Source organism: Enterovirga sp. (assembly GCF_035325185.1).
GTDB lineage: Bacteria > Pseudomonadota > Alphaproteobacteria > Rhizobiales > Beijerinckiaceae > Enterovirga.
The window spans coordinates 1-18,416 of record NZ_DAOLAJ010000010.1 but is presented as its reverse complement, the minus strand read 5'-3'; the positions used below and the strand labels follow the sequence as shown (position 1 = coordinate 18,416).

The following is an 18,416-nucleotide window of genomic DNA, read 5'->3' as shown; positions in this document are numbered from 1 at the left end:
ATGCGCGTCCGGGGCGGTCAAGCAAAGTCGGGCCGACGTCTCGTCACGGGCCGCGCTTTGGGGTAGGAGGCGCGCCTTCCTTCCGCGACACGCCATGCCGACCTCAGCCTCCCCAGCCATCCCGACGCCGCGCCCCGGCATCCTCGACATCGCCGCCTATGTTCCCGGCCGCGACCATGTGGAGGGGGTCGAGAAGGTCTACAAGCTCTCCTCCAACGAGACGCCGCTCGGCCCGAGCCCGAAGGCGATCGAAGCCTACGAGGCGGGAGCCGCCTCGCTCGAAATCTACCCGGACGGCGGGGCGACGCGGCTGCGCGCGGCGATCGGCAAGCGCTACGGGATCGACCCGGCCCGCATCGTCTGCGGCACGGGCTCGGACGAGCTGCTGGCGCTGATCACCCATGCCTATCTCGGCCCCGGCGACGAGGGGCTCTACAGCCGCCACGGCTTCCTGGTCTACAAGATCGGCATCATGGCGAACGGGGGCACGCCCGTCGTCGCCGACGAGACGGACCTCACGGCCGATGTCGACAAGATCCTCGCCAAGGTTTCGCCGCGGACGAAGATCGTCTTCCTGGCCAATCCCAACAACCCGACGGGCACCTATCTTCCCTTCGACGAGGTGAAGCGGCTGCATGCCGCCCTGCCGCCGCATGTCCTGCTCGTCCTCGACGCGGCCTATGCGGAATATGTGCGGGCCAACGACTACGCCGCGGGGCTGGAGCTGGCCCTGACGTCGCCGAACGTCGTGATGACCCGCACCTTCTCGAAGATCTACGGGCTCGCCGGGCTGCGGCTCGGCTGGATGGTGGGGCCGGCCCATGTGGTCGACGCCCTGAACCGCATCCGCGGCCCCTTCAACGTGAGCGCGCCGGCCATCGCGGCGGGCGCGGCGGCCATCGCCGACGACGCCCATCTCGCCGCCGCCCTCGCCCATAACGACGAGTGGCTGCCGAGGCTCACGCGCGAGATCGAGGCCGCGGGGCTGAAGGTCACGCCGAGCGTCGGCAATTTCCTCCTGATCCATTTCCCGGACACGCCCGGAAAGACGGCGCAGGATGCGGATTCCTTCCTCACGAAGCGCGGCCTCGTCCTGCGCGCGGTGAAAGCCTACGAGTTGCCCCGCTGCCTGCGCATGACGGTCGGCCCGGCCGAGGCCAACCTGCTCGTCATCGCGGCTTTGCGCGAGTTCATGGAAGGCTGAGGCCGGCCTCGTCATTCCGGGGCCGGCCAACGGAGTTCACGGTGATCCAGGATAACGAGGCCAGCGGCCCTCTCGGGCCTCCCCTGGAGGCGCCGATCGTGCGGCGTCTCGCCGTGGTCGGAATCGGGCTGATCGGCTCCTCCATCATCCATGCCTGCCGGGCGCGGCGCATCGCCGGCCACGTCGTCGCCATCGACCGCGATCCCGCGGTGGTCGGGCGCTGCCGCGCCCTCGGCCTGGGGGACGAGCAGACGACCGACATCGCCGGGATCGCCGGCTGCGATCTCGTGGTCCTGTGCATCCCGGTCGGCGCCTTCGCCGAGGTGGCCGCCGCCATGGCGCCGCATCTGAAGCCGGGCGCGATCGTCTCCGATGTCGGCTCGGTGAAGGGCTCGATCATCGCCCAGATCAGCCCGCACCTGCCAGCCGGGGTGCATCTCGTGCCCGCCCATCCCGTCGCGGGGACCGAATATTCCGGGCCCGACGCGGGCTTCGCGACCCTGTTCCAGCGCCGCTGGTGCATCCTGACGCCGCCCGAGGGGACCGACGCGGCGGCGACCGGCCTCGTCGATCGCTTCTGGCATGCGATGGGCGCGGATGTGGAGGTCATGACGGCAGAGCATCACGACCGCGTCCTCGCCATCACGAGCCACGTGCCGCATCTGATCGCCTACAACATCGTCGGCACCGCGGCCGATCTCGAGACGGTGACGGAGTCGGAGGTCATCAAGTTCTCGGCCGGCGGCTTCCGGGACTTCACGCGCATCGCGGCCTCCGACCCGACGATGTGGCGCGACATCTTCCTGCACAACAGGGAGGCGGTGCTGGAGATGCTCGGCCGCCTCAACGAGGACGTCGCGATCCTCGCCCGCGCCATTCGCTGGGGCGACGGGGAGACGCTGTTCCGGCTCTTCACCCGCACCCGCGCCATCCGCCGCGGCATCATCGACCAGGGCCAGGACGCGGCCGAGCCCGATTTCGGCCGCCGGCACGCGGAGCAGCCCGGCGGTGGAAAGGCGGAAGCCTAGCCCCGATTGACGCCGCGCCTCCCGCCTGCCATCTGTCGGCCATGCGCAGCGAGATCACATTCGCATCGAGGTGGTGGCGCCCCGTCTAGGGGCGCGCCGGACCATTGCAACCCGGCTGCCCCTCGCGGAGGCGGTCGAGGTCATGCGCGAATCCCCTGGCCCGCCTCCTGAGCGCAGCACGTTCACGAGGCTTCCATGGCTCCTCTTCCTTCTCCCCAGACCCACCTTTATGAAACCGCGGGCGGCATCACGGTCACGGTGACGCAGACCGCCCTGCCCTATGGCCATGCCTGCGACGAGCTGATCCCCCGCCTCGATACGCGCCGCGGCGTGCTCTTCTCCTCCGGCATGGAGGCGCCCGGCCGCTATACCCGCTGGGACATGGGCTTCTCGGACCCCGCCGTCGTCTTCACCGCCATCGGGCGCGACTTCACGATCGAGGCGCTGAACGGACGCGGCGAAGTCCTCCTGCCCGCGATCGCTCAGGCGCTGGGCCAAGCCCCGGACATCCTCGGCCTCGAAAGCGATGCGAGGCTGGCGCGCGGCAGCGTGCGTCCCTCTCCGGGAGGATTCAGCGAGGAGGAGCGCAGCCGCCAGCCCTCGATCTTCTCCGTCGTGCGGGCCTTGCGCGATCTCTTCGGCGCGCGCGAGGACGAGCATCTGGGCCTCTACGGCGCCTTCGCCTACGATCTCGCCTTCCAGTTCGAGCCGGTGACGCGCCGGATCGCGCGGCCGGCCGATGCGCGCGAGCTGGTGCTCTACCTGCCCGACGAGCTTCTCCTCGTCGACCATGCCCGCCGCGCGGCCGAGCGGCGCTCCTACGACTTCGCCCATGGCGGCGCCTCGACGGCCGGCCTGCCGCGCGAGACGCCCGAGGCGCCCTATACGGTGCGCGGGGGCGTCGAATCGGGCTGCGACCACGCGCCGGGCGAATATGCGCAGACGGTGAGGCTCGCCAAGGAAGCCTTCAAGCGCGGCGATCTCTTCGAGGTCGTGCCGGGCCAGGTCTTCCGCGCCCCCTGCCCCGACCAGCCCTCGGCGGTGTTCGAGCGCCTGACGGCGGCGAATCCCGCCCCCTATGGCTGCCTCATCAATCTCGGCGACGGCGAGTTCCTAGTCGGCGCCTCGCCGGAAATGTTCGTGCGCGTGCGCGGCTCGCGCGTCGAGACCTGCCCGATCTCCGGCACCATTGCGCGCGGACGCGACGCCTTCGAGGATGCCGACCAGATCAGGACGCTCCTCGCCTCGGCCAAGGACGAGGCGGAGCTGACCATGTGCACCGATGTCGACCGCAACGACAAGGCGCGCATCTGCGAGCCGGGCTCGGTGCGGGTGCTGGCGCGGCGGCAGATCGAGACCTATTCGCGCCTCTTCCACACGGTCGACCATGTCGAGGGCCTGCTGCGGCCGGAGATGGACGCGCTCGACGCCTTCCTCACCCATGCCTGGGCCGTGACCGTGACCGGCGCGCCGAAGATGTGGGCGATGGACTTCATCGAAAGCCACGAAAAATCCTCCCGCCGCTGGTATGCGGGGGCGATCGGACGCCTGACCTTCGACGGCAATCTCGATACCGGCATCACCATCCGCACGGCCCGGCTCAAGGACGGGGCGGCGGAGGTGCGGGCGGGCGCGACGCTGCTTTTCGACAGCGACCCGGAGGCCGAGAACCAGGAATGCGCCCTCAAGGCGTCCGCCCTTCTCTCCAGCATCACCGGGCGGGCGAATGCGCGGCCGGGCCACATGGCCGCCGAGACGCGCCGCGTGGCCGAAGGCCGGCGCGTGCTGCTGGTCGATTTCGAGGACAGCTTCGTCCACAACCTCGCCGATTACCTGCGCCAGACCGGAGCGGAGGTGCGGACCTACCGGCACACGGAAGCCCTCGCGGCCTTCGACCGCGTGTCACCCGATCTCGTCGTGCTCTCGCCGGGGCCGGGCTGCCCGCGCGATTTCGACCTGTCCAAGGTCATCGCCGCAGCGCGCGCGCGGGACCTGCCGATCTTCGGCGTCTGCCTCGGGCTCCAGGGGCTCGTCGAGCATTTCGGGGGCGAATTGGACCAGCTCGCCATCCCGATGCACGGGAAGGCGTCGGAGATCTCGCTCGCCGGCGGCCGCTTCTTCGATGGGCTGCCCGACCGCCTGCTCGTCGGCCGCTACCACTCGCTCCACGCTCGCAACGCCACCGTTCCCGAGGCAATCCGGGTGGTCGGCCGCAGCGACGACGGCGTCGTCATGGCCATCGAGCATGCGAGCCTGCCGGTCGCGGCCGTCCAGTTCCACCCCGAATCGATCCTGTCGGCACGGGGCGACGGCGGCATGCAACTCCTGGCGCGGGTGGTCGAGCGGCTCCTCGCGAGCCGCCCGCCGGTCAGTAGAGAGGCGGAAGCCGAAGGCCAGGAACCGGCACCGGACCGACCAGCACCCGGCCGTCCTGCATCCGGAGCGGAGGCAGCCGCCTGAGCGCGCCCTCGGAGGCGGCGGGCTCCGCCCGCCCTCCCCCGAGAATGGCGCCGAGCAGCCCGCCGGTCCCGGCCGCGAACTGCCCGAGGAACCCGCCGAGCCCCTCGGCCCGCAGGTCGAGCTGGCCTTCGGGCCGGTGCCCCGCATCGATCGCGAAGGTGCCGGTCCCTTCGAGGCGGGCCGTGCCCTTCTTCACCGAGAGCTTCGTCAGGGCGACGCTCCCGCCCGCTTCGCGCCAGCCTTCCAGCTTCCTGAGGAGCGGCTGCGTCGGAAGCTCGTGGGCCTTCGTGACCGACATCTCCAGGATGATGTCGGCCCGCTCCGAGCCGCCGATCAATTCGCCCAGGCCCGGGATCACCGCGCCCTCCGAGCTTGTCGCGACATCGACGGCCGTGCGGTCCCCGGGCTGCGGCCGGACATGGCCCTCGAAATGGCGCGACGACAGGTCGACGGTGATTCCCCAGGGGTCGCGAATCTTCACGACGGGCTCCTCGGCGACGAGCGATGCGAGGTCGAACCCGCCCGGAGCCATGATGACGCTCGCCTGGAGAAGCTTCCAGCTTCCTTCCGCCTCCAGGTCTCCGCCCGTGACCCGCAGGGGACCCGACGCCTCCGCGATGACGTGGCGCGGGCGATAGACCTGCGACACCACCAGCAGCCGGCCCAGCGACGTCCTCCCGTCCGGCTTGTCGACCGTGAAGTCCGAGCAGCGGATCTCGATTCGGAACGGATAGCCGCCAATCGTCCGGTCCGCGCAGGTCCAGCGGCGGCCGGCGCCCGCCTCCTGCGCGATCCATTCGTCGAGCCCGGACGCCACCCTGCCGCGGATGACGAACCAGGCGCCGCTCCAGCCGATCACGAGGAGCGCAAGCAGCCCCACGGGAAGATAGAGGCCGAGCCGGCTGGCGCGGCGAGGTGGGGGGGAAGCGTCTGCCGACACGAAATATCCTGTCGCGTTTGTGTTGAGTCCGGCGTCCGGGGCTGCTAGCGGCGCAGCCGCCGGGACGGCCGGACATCATGACGATGAGGCGTGCGATGGCCGCAGAGTACGGCGATCTTTGGGTGTTCGGCTACGGGTCTTTGATGTGGCGGCCCGGATTCGACTTCGTCGAAAGCCACCGGGCGAATCTCCACGGCTATCATCGCTCGCTCTGCATCTTCTCGCATGTCCACCGGGGCACGCCCGAGGCGCCGGGGCTGGTGCTGGGGCTCGACCGGGGCGGGCGCTGCCGGGGCCTCGCCTTCCGGGTCGAACCGGACAGGGCCGAGGCCACCATGGCCTATCTGCGCGAGCGCGAGCAGGCGACCTCGGTCTATCTCGAGCGCCATCTGCGCGTGCGGCTCGACGACGGACGCGACGTCCGGGCCGTGACCTACGTGGCCGACCGGGCCCATCCCCAATATGCCGGCCGCCTGCCCGCGGAGGAGTTGCTGCGGCTCGTCCACCAGGGCGTCGGCATCTCGGGCGCCAATCCCGACTACGTCCGCTCGACCCATGCCCAGCTCATCGAACTGGGCGTCAGCGACCCGGTCCTCGCCGGGATTGCCACGAAGCTGAGCTGAGTGAGACCATCCGCATCGCCTTCACGGCCCGGCGCCCCTCCCCTCGACGAGATCGCGGCGGACCGCCTCGCGCTCGGCCTCGCCTTCGGCGAGGAGATGGACATGCATCTCGGTGGCGCCGCGCGTGCGCATCAGGGCGAGCCAGCGCAGGCGCGAGCGCCGGGTCGCCCCGGGGCCCGGCGCGGCGACGTCGACCACGCTCGCAGTGCCGTCCCCCATGCGTCGCACCGCGATCAGGACGGCCCCGTCCATATCGACGAGGCCGGGATCGATCCGCGGCTGCACGCCCACCACGTAGCGCCGGCCCGATATCCCGCGCCAGCTCGTCATCGGCGAGGCGTGCCGCAACCCCGTGGTGGAGCGCAGCCTTTCCTCGCGCACAGAGCCGCGAGCCATCCGCTCGCCTCTTGCCTCGCGCATCGCATTCGACCACGATAAAGTACGTCTGTTCGCCATTTGTTCTCAACATGGCGATCCGCCCCCGCCTTGTCAACGGTGCGCTCAGATAGATTCCCAGGGCGATCCTTGCCGGGGATGACAGGGAGGGAGCTTCGCCCGGTCGCCTTGCTCAGATCCCGTCGCCGCCGAGATTCCGCGCGCTCGCCGGAAGCCCTCCCGCCTCGGCCAGGAGGCGGTCGGAGATCGACTCGATCTGGCCCGTCATGGCCTCCAGGAACTCCTCGCGGCCGAGCCCGGCGGGAATGACCTCGCCGAACTCGATCACGACCGTGCCGGGGCGGCGGATATATTGCCGCCGCGGCCAGAAGACGCCCGAATTCAGCCCGACCGGCAGGCAGGGAAGGCCGAGATTGCGGTAGAGATGGGCCACGCCCTTCTTGTAGTCGGGGGGGGCGCCCGGCGCCCGGCGCGTCCCTTCCGGGAAGATGATGAACTGCCGCCCGTGGCGAGCCTCCTCGCGGGCCCGGCGGTTCATGTCGGCGAAGGCGGTCGCGCCGCCGCGGCGGACGGGAATCATCCCCGCCTTCACCGTCAGCCAGCCGAAGATGGGAATCCATTGCAGCTCGCGCTTGAGGATGAAGACCGGATCGTCGACCAGGAAGACGAGCGTGAAGGTTTCCAGGAACGACTGGTGCTTGGAGGCGATCAGAAGGCCGCCGGGCGGAATGCGGTCGAGCCCGCGCAGCTCGACCCGGGTGCCGACCACCAGGCGCAGCAGCCACAGGCTGAACCGCCCCCATGCCTGGGCATAGCGGATGATGGCCTTGCGCGGCAGGACGAAGGTCACGATGGCCGGGATCAGCCAGAGAACCAGATTCAGATAGAAGAGCGCGTTGAAGAGATGCGAGCGGAAGGCGACCATTGACGATGCGAGGCTGGAGGGAGGCGAAAGCGGTTTAGCCTGCGCGCCGCCGCTCCGCCACCGCCGCCCCGTCGCGGCGCATCCTCGCCGATTCCCAGCCTGACACGAACCAGCCCGCGAGCCGCGTCCGCACCGAGACTGCGAGGAACTTCACATATTCGGACAGGATCACGCGGCCCCGCGCGAGCCGCGTCTCCCAATCCTCGCCGGACCTGCTTGCGATCACGGCATAGGGAATCTTGACGACGCTCGGGAGGGCCTCGTCGAGTTCGGCGAGCGTGCGCGGCAGGTGGTAGTTCGAGGTCACCACGATCAGGGACCGGAAGCCCCTCGCCTGGGCCCAGCGGCTGATCTCCGCCGCATTGCCCACCGTGTTGCGGGCCCGGTAGTCGAGATCGACGCAGCATTCGACGAGATCACGCAAGGTCGGGCTCAGCCGCTTGATGGCCTCGAGGCTCGTCCGCTCATTGACGCCGGTGATCAGAAGGCGCTGTCCGTAGCCCTTGGCCAGCAATTCGAGCGCATCCTCGACGCGCCCCTGCCCGCCCGTCAGCGCCACGATCGCGTCCGCGACGACCGCGGGATCCCTCTCCTTGCGGTCGAGCGACAGGAGGAAGGCGCCGAAACCGAAAAGAAAGAGCATGCAGGCCGCGGCGGCGGCCGTCGCGAGGACCACGCCGACGCGCCGGCGCCGGCCGGACGAGGACCCCTCCTGGCCGGCCGGCGAGCATTGTAGCTCGTGGCCCGAATTCATGAGCGTCAGCTTACACGCGAATCAGGCGCCGGAAAGGCACGGGGCGCCAAGGTCAGCCTGCCGTCTTGAGAAAGCGTTTCACCGTGAGCGCCGTCACGAAGCCCGCGACGGCCCCATCCGCCAGCGCGATCACGGCGATGGCCGCATAGGTCGCGGGCCCCATCGACAGGGCGCCGGCCAGCGCATCGGCCTCGCCGAGCGCCCCCTCCCCCGCCGAGCCGAGGGAGAAGCGGACGGCGAGGGCGAGGAGCAGCGCCGCCGCGAGAGAGCCGACGAGGCCCCCGGCCAGCCCGATCCGCGCATAACGCCACGCATAAAGGCGTGCGACGAAGCCGGGCTCGGCCCCGACGAAATGCAGCACTTCGATCACATCGCGATGGCCGGCAAGGGCGCCACGCGTCGCGAAGGCGATCGCGCCGGCCGAGGCCGCGAGCACGAGCGCGACGGCGAGAAGCGCGAGGACGACGATGCTGGCCGTCACCTGCGACAGCCGCGCGAGCCAAGCGGCGTGATCGTCGAGGGAAGCACCCGGCACGTCGATCTTCAGGCGCAAGGCGAGGCGGGGCAAATCCGGCCGCGCCTCGGGATCCAGCTTGAGGATCACGAGGCGCGGCACCGGCAGTTCGGAAAGGTCGAGGCCGGCGCCGAGCCAGGGCTCCAGCAGGCGCTCGGCATCGGCCCGGGACAGGGGCTCGGCGGACAGGATCCCCGGCGTCGCCCGGGCGAGAGCCGTGGCCCGCTCGACATCGGCCTCCATGTCTCGTCCGCCGATCGGGCGGATCTGGACGGTCGCCTCGCCGAGGAGCGCCGCCCGCCATTGCGCCGAGCCGGTCGCGACGAGCGCGGCCGTGCCCGCCGCGAGCGCGGCGAGGAAGGCGAGCGCGGCGATCACCGCGACCAGCGCCCCGCCGCCGGCGCCGCGCGGCACGATCGGAAAGCGCGCGCCGAGCGGCGCCAGGGCGTCGGGCGGGGGACGGGGGGGAAGAACCGGGCTCATGGATCGCGGTAGAGACGGCCGTCGAGGAGGATGAGGCGGCCCGCATCGACCTGGTCCATCAGCGCGACGTCGTGCGTCGCGAGCACGACCGAGGTGCCGAGGCGGTTCAGCTCGACGAAGAGATGCAGCAGGCGCCGCGCGAGGGGCGGGTCGACATTGCCCGTCGGCTCGTCGGCCAGGATCAGCTCGGGACGCGCGATGAGCGCGCGCGCGATCGCCGCCCGCTGCTTCTCCCCTCCCGAAAGCGTCGGCGGATAGACGCCGACGCGATCGCCGAGCCCCACCCATTGCAGCAATTCGACGACCTCGCCGCGGAAGCTCGCCTCCTCGTAGCCCTGCACGACCAGCGGCAGCGCCACGTTCTGGTAGGTGGTCAGGTGGTCGAGAAGCCGGAAATCCTGGAACACGACCCCCATGCGGCGGCGCAGCCGCGTCAGCGCGCCGCCCCCGAGCGAATCGGTCTCCTCGCCGAAGAGCCTCAGCCGGCCGCGCGTCGGCTTCACCGCGAGGAGAACGAGGCGGATCAGCGTGGTCTTGCCCGCTCCCGAGGGACCGGACAGGAAATGAAAGGATCCCGGATCGAGCGACACCGAGACCTCGGAGAGGATCGGAGCGCCTTCGCCGTACTGGAACCCGACCCCCTCCAGCTCGACCACCGGCGGGGTTGAGTGAACATCATTCACGGCGACTTAACCATAACTCGCCAAGGCTTCCGATGGGCGCCGGGAGCCGAATGCCTCATGCTGATCACCTGTCCGTCCTGCTCGAGCACCTACGACCTCCCGGCCGGGCGAATCGGCGCGGCCGGCCGTAAGGTACGCTGCGCATCCTGCCGGGAAAGCTGGTTCATCGCCTCGCCCGGGGAGGAATCCTCCCTCGACCGGCCTCCGGGCCCCGAAAGCGGGGCGGAAGCCGGCGCCATCGAGATCGAGACCCGCCCGGCCCCGCCGCCCTCCGCGCCGAAGATCGGGACGCCCCCTCCCCGGCGCAGGCCGGAAAGCCGCCCGCACGGGACGGCGCGGCGGCGCTGGCCCGGAACGCTCGCGCGCGCCGCCGCGCTCGCGGCGATCTGCGCCGGGCCGCCGGCGCTCCTCGCCTTCCGCGAGAGCGTCGTCGCGGCGATGCCGGGCACCGCCTCGCTCTATCGCGGCATCGGCCTGCCGGTGAACCTCGTCGGGCTCAGCTTCGCGCAGGTGCGCTCCACCCTGACGCTGGAGAACACGACGCCGATCCTCGAAGTCACGGGCGAGATCGTCAATGACGGCCGCCTCGCCCGCAGCGTCCCCTGGCTCCAGATCGCCCTCACGGGCGAGGGCGGCGAGACGCTCTACAAATGGTCCGCCCAGGCGGCCGAGGGCAAGCTGAAGGCCGGCGAGACGGCGCCCTTCCGTCTCCGGCTGACGGCGCCGCCGACCGCGGCCCGGAAGGTCGAGGTCATGTTCCGCGAGGACAAGGCGATCCGCTCGGCCAGCCGTTGAGGGAGCTTTGGACAGGCGCCGCGCAGGGTTGCGTTACGCGACGCTTCTGCCAGTTTCGCGCCATGGATCGATCCCTCCACGTCCGCACCCTCTTCGACGAGGCCGCGATCGCGCGCCGCAACGAGGAACTCGCCAAGGCCATCGTCGCCGCCACCGCCCCCGACCTGCTCGTCGTCGCCGTGCTCAAGGGCTCCTTCATGTTCGCGGCGGATCTCCTCCGGGCGCTGCACCGCCAGCATGCCAGCCCGCAGGTGGAGTTCATCCATCTGTCGAGCTACGGCACCGGGACGGTCTCGCGCGGCTCGGTCGCGATCCTGCGCGACATCGAGAGCAGCGTCGCCGGCCGCGACGTGCTGCTCGTCGACGACATCCTCGAATCGGGCCGCACCCTGTCCTTCGCCAAGGATCTTCTCATGGCGCGCGGCGCGCGGCGCGTCTTCGTCGTCGTCCTGCTGGAGAAGGCCAACAAGCGCGCCGTCTCGATCCAGGCCGATTTCGTCGGCTTTCCCTGCCCGGACCTGTTCGTGGTAGGATACGGGATGGATGTGGCGCATAATTACCGGCAGCTTCCCTTCGTCGGCGTGGTGGCGCACGGCGATTCGGAACCCGACCTCTTCGATCGCAATTCCTGATGGCGCGTATCCTGCTGGTCGACGACGAGGAGCCCGTGCGGGGCTTCCTCAAGCGCGGCCTCGAACTCGACGGACACGGCGTGACGACGGCCATCGACGGCGCGGATGCGCTCGACCGGCTGAGCGAGGCCGGCGGCGCCTTCGAGCTGATGCTCACCGATATCCGCATGCCGATCATGGACGGGATCGCCCTCGCGCTCGCCGCCAAGCGCGACCATCCCGGCCTCACCATCGTGCTGATGACCGGCTATGCCGAGCAGCGCGAGCGCGCCAAGGACCTCGAAGCGGTCGTGACCGACGTGCTGACGAAGCCCTTCTCGCTCGCCGAGTTGCGCGCGGCGGTCCGGCGCGCCCTCGAAATTTCCTTCTGACGGATCGGGACATGAGCGAGAGTTCCACGGCGGGCCTTTCCAAGGCGACCCTCGCCGCCCAGGCGCTGGGGCGCACGGACCCGGTCACGAAGGCGGTCGTGCCACCCCTCCATCTCGCCACCACCTATCTGCGTGACCCGGACAACGCCTATTCCTCCGGCTACGTCTACGGCCGCCCCGACAATGCGACCGTGCGCGACACCGAGGCGGTCATCGCGGCCTTGGAGGAGGCGCCGGCCGGCGCGCTGCTCTTCGCCTCGGGGACGGCGGCCGCGACAGCCTGCTTCCTGGCGCTCGATCCCGGCGACCATCTGGTCGCCCCGGCGGTGATGTACTGGGCGCTCCGCAAATGGCTCCTGACGGAGGGAAAGCGGCGCGGGCTCGAGGTCGATTTCGTCGAGACGGACCGGCTCGACCGGCTCGAAGCCGCCGTCAGGCCGGGCCGCACGAAGCTCGTCTGGCTGGAGACGCCCTCGAACCCCCTCTGGACGATCACGGACATCGCCGCGGGGGCCGGAATCGCCCATCGCGCGGGCGCCCGCCTCGCGGTCGATTCGACCTGCGCCTCCCCCTACCATACGCGGCCCCTCGCGCTCGGGGCCGACATCGTGATGCATTCGGCCACCAAGATCCTGAACGGCCATTCGGACGTGATCGGGGGCGTCCTCGCGGGCGCGAAAGTGGACGAGTTCTGGCAACGCCTCCTCACCATCCGCTCGGGCCAGGGCGGGATCATCGGGCCCTTCGAAGCCTATCTGCTCCAGCGCGGCCTGAAGACGCTCTACGTGCGCGCGCCCGCCCAGGCCCGAGCCGCGCAAGACCTCGCCGAGCGTCTCTCGCGCCATCCCGACGTCGTGCGCGTGCTCTATCCGGGCCTGCCCCAGCATCCGGGCCACGCCGTCGCCGCGCGCCAGATGGAGAACGGCTTCGGCTTCATGCTCTCGGTCCAGGTCCGGGGCGGCGAGGCGGCGGCGATCGGCACCGCCGCCCGCGTCGGGCTGTGGAAGCGCGCCACCTCGCTCGGAGGAGTCGAAAGCCTCATCGAGCACCGGGCCTCGATCGAGGGACCGGACACGCCCTGCCCCCCAGACCTGCTGCGCCTCTCGACCGGGATCGAGAGCGCCGAAGATCTCTATCGCGACCTCGACCAAGCGCTCCGCGCTACGCATGCCTGAGGATCAGTAGCGCGGGCCACCCGTGGTCTGCCCTTGGTTCTGCTGGTAGACGGGCCGCTCCGGGTTGCGGGCATTGCCCGCTTGGGAGGGAGCGTAGGCGCGCCGCGGCGCCGCGTGATAGCGCCTTCCGTGCCGATAGGACCGGCGGTGATGCCGATCATAATGCCGGGCGTGATGATGGCGGACATGGCGGATCGTCTCGATGCCGCTCGCCGGCGCCGCGATCGGCCCGGCCCCCGTCGGAGCCGCCAGGACGGGCACCGCCGTGAAGAGGAGGCCGGCTGCGAAGGCTGAAAAGACGAATTTTCTCAAGGGAAGCTCCTGTTTTCCGGCCGCGGCGGGCCCTCGGAGCGTCAAGGCCGGGTGCCGGGGTTCGTTCCGGTACTGGAAAGGACCGTGCCGGCTGCAGGGAAACGCAGGATCGCGAGCAGGACCCCGCCGGCGACGAGGCCCCAGAAGGCCGCGCCGATGCCCAGGAACGAGGTTCCCGAGGCCGCGGTCACGAAGGTGACGATGGCCGGGATGCGGTCCCGCTCCTGCGCCATGGCTCCCTGGAGCGCCCCCGCGAGGCTGCCCAGGAGCGCAAGGCCCGCCACCGATTCGATGAGGAGCGGCGGCGAGGCCGCGACGAAGGCCGCCGCCGCCGCCGCGGTCAGGCCGAGCAGGATATAGGTCGCCCCGCAGGCCACCGAGGCGATCCAGCGCCGGGCGGGATTCGGATGCGCCTCCGGCCCCGCGCAGAGGGCGGCGGTGATCGCGGCGAGGTTCATCGCATGCGCCCCGAACAGGGCGGCGAGCGCGGAGCCGAGGCCCGTCCAGACGAAGGTGGCGCCCACGGCCGGCCGGTAGCCGTTCGCGGCCAGCACCGCGAGGCCCGGCACGTTCTGCGAGGCCATGGTCACGATGAAGAGCGGCAGCGCGATTCCGATCGTGGCGTCGAGGGAGAAGGCCGGGGCGACGAAGACCGGATGCGGTGCGATGCTCGCCATCGCGCCGGGCGGGAGCGGCGTCGCGAGGGCGACCACGATCGCCGTCAGCAGGACAGCCAGGGGCACGGCATAGGGGCGCGCGAAGCGGAGCGCGAATGCCCAGGCGAAGATGACCGGCAAGGCGAGCGCCGGCAGGGCGGCGGCGGCCCGGACAGGCGCGGTGCAGAGGGAGAAGAGAATGCCCGCCAGCATCGCCGCCGCGAGGCTTGTGGGGATCGCCTCGACCGCCCGGCCGAAGGGCCGCCAGATGCCGGCCAGCACGATCAGCGCCGCGGAAGTCAGGAAGGCGCCCACGGCCACGGAGAAGCCGCCCACGGGCAGGGAACTCGCCGCGAGGAGAGCAGCGCCGGGGGTTGACCAGGCGATCGAGATCGGGATGCGGCTGCGCCAGCCGAGCCAGACCGCCAGGCCACCCTTCACGACGAGCACCGCGAGCAGCCCGGATGCCGCCTGCGCCTGCGTCGCGCCGACGGTCTCGAGTCCCTTCAGGACGACCGCGAAGGTCGAGGCGAAGCCGACGACGGCGGCGAGAATCCCGGCGGAGAGCGGCTGGATCATGTCCGAGCCATAGGGGAGCCGCGGGACCGCGTCACCGTGCACGCATCCGCGGCAGCCATGCTTCGCCGACAGGGGCGCTTCTCAGCCCGCGGCCACGGCGGAGACCGCCTCGCTCGACTTCCTGCGCTTCTTCCCGGACTTGACCTGATCCTTGTAGCCGCCGCCCACGCCGGGTCCCGCGCTCGCGGGAGTCGGGGAGAGGGTCGCGGCGGCGAGGCAGAATGCGGCCACGAAGCCGGACAGGACAAGCAGCGATCGCATGAAGCAGGTCTCCTCGGGCTCACCCTCCTCCCACGAAGCGGCGGGGAGGGTGGAGTCGGCGGCAAGCCTCAGCGCGCGTTGCTCGCGGCGCGCATCGGCGCCTCCAGCCGGGCCGGGGGCACGGCCTCGCGACGTCTCGCGAGCGACCTGTCGATCACCCCGACCATGCCTTTCATGATGTCGTCGAGCACGTAGTCCTTCGGCGTGTAGACGGCCGTCACGCCGAGCTGCTTCAGCACGTTCTCATCCTCGACCGAGATGATGCCGCCGACGACGACCGGGATGTGGTCGAGCCCCTCGACGCGCAGGCGCGACATCACCTCGCGCACCAGCGGCACATGCGAGCCCGACAGGATCGAGAGGCCGATCAGGTGCGTGTCAGTGGCGCGCGCCTTGGCGACGATCTCGGAGGGCGTTTGGCGGATGCCGTCATAGGTGACCTCCATGCCGACGTCGCGGGCCCGGAGCGCGATCTGCTCGGCGCCGTTGGAATGACCATCGAGACCGGGCTTGCCGACCAGGACGCGGGGCGTCGCCTCCAGCTTGTCCGCAAGCTCGGCCACCATGAGGCGGACCTCCTCGGTACCCGGCGCGGTCAGGGTCTCGATCGTGACGCCGGTCGGCGCCCGGTACTGCCCGAAGACCTCGCGCAGGGTCTCGCCCCATTCGCCGGTCGTGACGCCCGCCTTCGCGGCCGCGATCGAGGCGGGCATGACGTTGCGATCCTCGCGGGCGGCCGCGGCGAGATCGGACAGGGCCGCCTCGACCGCCTTCGAATCGCGCCCCGAGCGCCACGCCTTGATCCGGGCCACCGCCTCCATCTCGACCGTCTCGGGGACGGAGAGGAAGATGCCCTCCCCCGCCGTCAGCGGCGAGGCTTCCGCCTCGGTGAAGCGGTTCACGCCGACGACGATCTGCTCGCCCGTCTCGACCTTGGAGATGCGCCGGGCGTTGGACTCCACGAGGGCGCGCTTGAGGCTGCCCGATTCCACCGCCGCGATCGCCCCGCCCTCGCGCCCGATCCGGTCGAGTTCCGCGCGCGCGGCGTCCTTCAGCGCCTCGACCTTCCTCTCCATCACGACCGAGCCGTCGAAGAGGTCGTCATTCTCGAGGAGATCGGTCTCGTAGGCGAGGATCTGCTGCATGCGCAGCGACCATTGCTGGTCCCAGGAGCGCGGCAGGCCGAGCGCCTCGTTCCAGGCCGGAAGCTGCACGGCGCGGGCGCGGGCCTTCTTCGAGAGCGTCACGGCCAGCATCTCGATCAGGATGCGATGGACGTTGTTTTCGGGCTGCTGCTCGGTCAGGCCGAGCGAGTTCACCTGCACGCCGTAGCGGAAGAGGCGCTTCTTCGGGTCGGCGACCCCGTAGCGCTCGCGCGTGATCTCGTCCCACAGCTCGCTGAAGGCGCGCATCTTGGCGATCTCGGTGACGAAGCGCAGCCCCGCATTGACGAAGAACGAGATGCGCGAGACCGCATCCGCGAAGACCTTCTCGTCCACTTCGCCCGACGCCTTCACCGTGTCGAGCACCGCGACCGCCGTCGCGAGGGCGAAGGCCAGTTCCTGGACCGGCGTCGCTCCCGCCTCCTGGAGGTGGTAGGAGCAGACGTTCATCGGGTTCCACTTCGGCATCTCGGCCGTCGTGAAGAGAATCGTGTCCTTGATGAGCCGCATCGAGGGCGCGGGCGGGAAGACGTAGGTGCCGCGCGAGAGATATTCCTTGATGATGTCGTTCTGCGTCGTGCCCTGGAGGACGCGCCGGTCGGCCCCCTGCTCCTCCGCCGTCGCGACGTAGAGCGCAAGCAGCCAGGCCGCCGGCGCGTTGATCGTCATCGAGGTGTTCATAGTGGCGAGCGGGATCTTGTCGAACAGGGTCCGCATGTCGCCCAGATGCGCGATCGACACGCCCACCTTGCCGACCTCCCCGCGCGCCAGCTCGTGGTCCGGGTCGTAGCCCGTCTGGGTCGGCAGGTCGAAGGCGACCGACAGGCCCGTCTGCCCCCGCGCGAGGTTCGAGCGGTAGAGGGCGTTCGATTCCGCCGCCGTCGAGTGGCCGGCATAGGTGCGGAACAGCCAGGGCTTGTCACGCTCGCGCTGAACGGGGTCCATCAGGGGCTCCGGTCGGATGGGGGCAATGCCATTGTGCATTGCGGGAGCCGGAAGGTCGAGCGGAAAACGCGCGTGACAAGGAAGTCCGGCCCGTCATCTTTCGGCGCATTGCTGCATCGCGAGAAAACAGGCTAGGTATCGCCGCATCCAAGACAAATCCCGGGGGATCGACCAGTGTCCAGCAAGGCGAAGACGAGCGAACCGAAGGATCTCTACGCGATCGGCGAGATTCCGCCCCTCGGCCATGTCCCCGAGAAGATGCATGCCTGGGCCATCCGCCGGGAACGGCACGGGCCGCCGGAGCAGTCGATGCAGCTCGAAGTGGTCCCCACCTGGACCATCGGCGACGACGAGGTCCTGCTCCTCGTGATGGCGGCTGGCGTGAACTATAACGGCGTCTGGGCCGGGCTCGGCGAGCCCATCTCCCCCTTCGACGTGCACAAGGCGCCCTATCACGTGGCCGGCTCGGACGCCTCCGGCATCGTCTGGGCGGTCGGCTCCAAGGTGAAGCGCTGGAAGGTCGGCGACCAGGTGGTCGTCCATTGCAACCAGGACGACGGCGACGACGAGGAATGCAACGGGGGCGACCCGATGCTGTCGCCGTCCCAGCGCATCTGGGGCTACGAGACGCCGGACGGCTCCTTCGGCCAGTTCTGCCGGGTGCAGTCGCGCCAGCTCCTGGAGCGCCCGAAGCATCTCACCTGGGAGGAGAGCGCCTGCTACACGCTGACCCTCGCGACCGCCTTCCGCATGCTCTACGGCCACCAGGGCCACCGCCTCCAGCCGGGCCAGAACGTCCTCGTCTGGGGTGCCTCGGGCGGGCTCGGCGTCTTCGGCGTGCAGATCTGCGCGGCGGCCGGGGCCAACGCCATCGGCGTCATCTCGGACCCGACCAAGAAGGACTACGTGCTCGGCCTCGGCGCCAAGGGCGTCATCAACCGCAAGGACTTCAACTGCTGGGGCCAGCTCCCGAAGGTCAACTCGCCGGAATATGCCGAATGGACCAAGGAAGCCCGCAAGTTCGGCAAGGCGATCTGGGACATCACCGGCAAGAAGGACGTCGACATCGTCTTCGAGCACCCGGGCGAGGCGACCTTCCCGGTCTCCTGCCTCGTCGCCAAGCGCGGCGGCATGGTGGTGTTCTGCGCCGGCACCTCCGGCTTCAACATCACCTTCGACGCCCGCTACGTCTGGATGCGGCAGAAGCGCATCCAGGGCTCGCATTTCGCGCATCTCAAACAGGCGACCATGGCGAACCGCTTCGTCCTCGACCGGCGCATCGATCCCTGCATGAGCGAGGTCCTGCCCTGGAAGGAGATCCCGCTCGCGCACACCAAGATGTGGAAGAACCAGCACCTGCCCGGCAACATGGCGGTGCTGGTCAACGCGCAGAAACCCGGCCTGCGAAGCTTCGAGGACGTGACGGAACTGAGCGGGACGTAACGTTCCGCTCATTCGCGGATGTCGCGGGGCGCCCCCTCCACCATGCTTCGCATGGTCCCCCTCCCCCGTTTCAC

At 70.2% G+C, this 18,416-nt stretch carries 19 protein-coding genes; 9 read left to right on the top strand and 10 right to left on the bottom strand.

Translation table 11 applies throughout. From position 1 onward, the window contains the following. Window positions 1-94: 94 nt before the first annotated feature. From PKD06_RS03600 to PKD06_RS03590, 3 genes are all read left to right on the top strand, one after another. Window positions 95-1,204 carry a histidinol-phosphate transaminase gene (locus PKD06_RS03600; RefSeq protein ID WP_324377680.1) on the top strand — a complete coding sequence of 370 codons (1,110 nt, stop codon included), beginning with the start codon at window positions 95-97 and terminating at the stop codon, window positions 1,202-1,204. Between the two features lie 41 nt (window positions 1,205-1,245). After that, on the top strand, window positions 1,246-2,232 hold the full coding sequence (locus tag PKD06_RS03595) for a prephenate/arogenate dehydrogenase family protein (RefSeq protein WP_324377679.1): 987 nt from the start codon (window positions 1,246-1,248) through the stop codon (window positions 2,230-2,232). Between the two features lie 195 nt (window positions 2,233-2,427). Then, window positions 2,428-4,692 (top strand): anthranilate synthase component I, encoded by a 2,265-nt coding sequence (locus PKD06_RS03590; protein WP_324377677.1) that lies wholly within the window; start codon window positions 2,428-2,430, stop codon window positions 4,690-4,692. Here the strand turns inward: PKD06_RS03590 and PKD06_RS03585 are convergent. After that, the gene (locus PKD06_RS03585; RefSeq protein ID WP_324377675.1) at window positions 4,601-5,632 is read right to left on the bottom strand and encodes a DUF2125 domain-containing protein; all 1,032 of its coding nucleotides are present in this window, start codon (window positions 5,630-5,632) and stop codon (window positions 4,601-4,603) included. The genes PKD06_RS03590 and PKD06_RS03585 overlap by 92 nt on opposite strands. 95 nt (window positions 5,633-5,727) lie before the next feature. Between PKD06_RS03585 and PKD06_RS03580 the strand changes: the two genes are divergently transcribed. Then, window positions 5,728-6,255 carry a gamma-glutamylcyclotransferase gene (locus PKD06_RS03580; RefSeq protein ID WP_324377673.1) on the top strand — a complete coding sequence of 176 codons (528 nt, stop codon included), beginning with the start codon at window positions 5,728-5,730 and terminating at the stop codon, window positions 6,253-6,255. A 21-nt stretch (window positions 6,256-6,276) separates the two neighbouring features. Here PKD06_RS03580 and PKD06_RS03575 read toward each other — a convergent pair whose 3' ends face one another. The 5 genes from PKD06_RS03575 to PKD06_RS03555 form a co-directional block, all read right to left on the bottom strand. Beyond that, window positions 6,277-6,651 carry a hypothetical protein gene (locus PKD06_RS03575; RefSeq protein WP_324377671.1) on the bottom strand — a complete coding sequence of 125 codons (375 nt, stop codon included), beginning with the start codon at window positions 6,649-6,651 and terminating at the stop codon, window positions 6,277-6,279. A gap of 172 nt (window positions 6,652-6,823) precedes the next feature. Next, window positions 6,824-7,576 (bottom strand): lysophospholipid acyltransferase family protein, encoded by a 753-nt coding sequence (locus tag PKD06_RS03570; protein ID WP_324377669.1) that lies wholly within the window; start codon window positions 7,574-7,576, stop codon window positions 6,824-6,826. Between the two features lie 34 nt (window positions 7,577-7,610). Beyond that, window positions 7,611-8,330 (bottom strand): YdcF family protein, encoded by a 720-nt coding sequence (locus tag PKD06_RS03565; protein ID WP_324377667.1) that lies wholly within the window; start codon window positions 8,328-8,330, stop codon window positions 7,611-7,613. Window positions 8,331-8,382: 52 nt separating this feature from the next. Beyond that, complete coding sequence (locus PKD06_RS03560; protein WP_324377665.1) at window positions 8,383-9,327, bottom strand: ABC transporter permease; 945 nt, start codon at window positions 9,325-9,327, stop codon at window positions 8,383-8,385. Further along, window positions 9,324-10,010: an ATP-binding cassette domain-containing protein gene (locus PKD06_RS03555; protein WP_324377663.1), complete on the bottom strand. Its 687-nt coding sequence runs from the start codon at window positions 10,008-10,010 to the stop codon at window positions 9,324-9,326. The genes PKD06_RS03560 and PKD06_RS03555 overlap by 4 nt, the downstream gene beginning before the upstream one ends. Before the next feature lie 57 nt (window positions 10,011-10,067). Between PKD06_RS03555 and PKD06_RS03550 the strand changes: the two genes are divergently transcribed. From PKD06_RS03550 to PKD06_RS03535, 4 genes are all read left to right on the top strand, one after another. Next, window positions 10,068-10,805, top strand: coding sequence for a zinc-ribbon domain-containing protein (locus tag PKD06_RS03550; protein ID WP_324377661.1), 738 nt, complete (start codon window positions 10,068-10,070; stop codon window positions 10,803-10,805). Window positions 10,806-10,867: 62 nt separating this feature from the next. After that, complete coding sequence (gene hpt / locus PKD06_RS03545; protein WP_324377659.1) at window positions 10,868-11,437, top strand: hypoxanthine phosphoribosyltransferase; 570 nt, start codon at window positions 10,868-10,870, stop codon at window positions 11,435-11,437. Beyond that, a complete protein-coding gene (locus PKD06_RS03540; protein ID WP_324377657.1) occupies window positions 11,437-11,808 on the top strand; it encodes a response regulator in 372 nt (123 codons plus the stop codon). Before hpt ends, PKD06_RS03540 begins: the two co-directional genes overlap by 1 nt. Before the next feature lie 11 nt (window positions 11,809-11,819). Next, entirely contained in the window at window positions 11,820-12,983 is a 1,164-nt protein-coding gene (locus tag PKD06_RS03535; protein ID WP_324377656.1) for an aminotransferase class V-fold PLP-dependent enzyme, read from the top strand. Between the two features lie 3 nt (window positions 12,984-12,986). Here PKD06_RS03535 and PKD06_RS03530 read toward each other — a convergent pair whose 3' ends face one another. From PKD06_RS03530 to PKD06_RS03515, 4 genes are all read right to left on the bottom strand, one after another. Further along, window positions 12,987-13,295: a hypothetical protein gene (locus PKD06_RS03530; protein WP_324377654.1), complete on the bottom strand. Its 309-nt coding sequence runs from the start codon at window positions 13,293-13,295 to the stop codon at window positions 12,987-12,989. 41 nt (window positions 13,296-13,336) lie between these two features. Beyond that, a complete protein-coding gene (locus PKD06_RS03525) occupies window positions 13,337-14,530 on the bottom strand; it encodes a benzoate/H(+) symporter BenE family transporter (protein ID WP_324377652.1) in 1,194 nt (397 codons plus the stop codon). Between the two features lie 81 nt (window positions 14,531-14,611). Then, window positions 14,612-14,791: a hypothetical protein gene (locus PKD06_RS03520; RefSeq protein WP_324377650.1), complete on the bottom strand. Its 180-nt coding sequence runs from the start codon at window positions 14,789-14,791 to the stop codon at window positions 14,612-14,614. 68 nt (window positions 14,792-14,859) lie between these two features. Then, window positions 14,860-16,899 carry a protein meaA gene (locus tag PKD06_RS03515; protein ID WP_324377648.1) on the bottom strand — a complete coding sequence of 680 codons (2,040 nt, stop codon included), beginning with the start codon at window positions 16,897-16,899 and terminating at the stop codon, window positions 14,860-14,862. Window positions 16,900-17,073: 174 nt separating this feature from the next. On the opposite strand from PKD06_RS03515, the gene ccrA reads away from it, so the two are divergent. Further along, the gene (gene ccrA, locus PKD06_RS03510; protein WP_324377646.1) at window positions 17,074-18,342 is read left to right on the top strand and encodes a crotonyl-CoA carboxylase/reductase; all 1,269 of its coding nucleotides are present in this window, start codon (window positions 17,074-17,076) and stop codon (window positions 18,340-18,342) included. The last annotated feature ends 74 nt before the right edge of the window (window positions 18,343-18,416 follow it).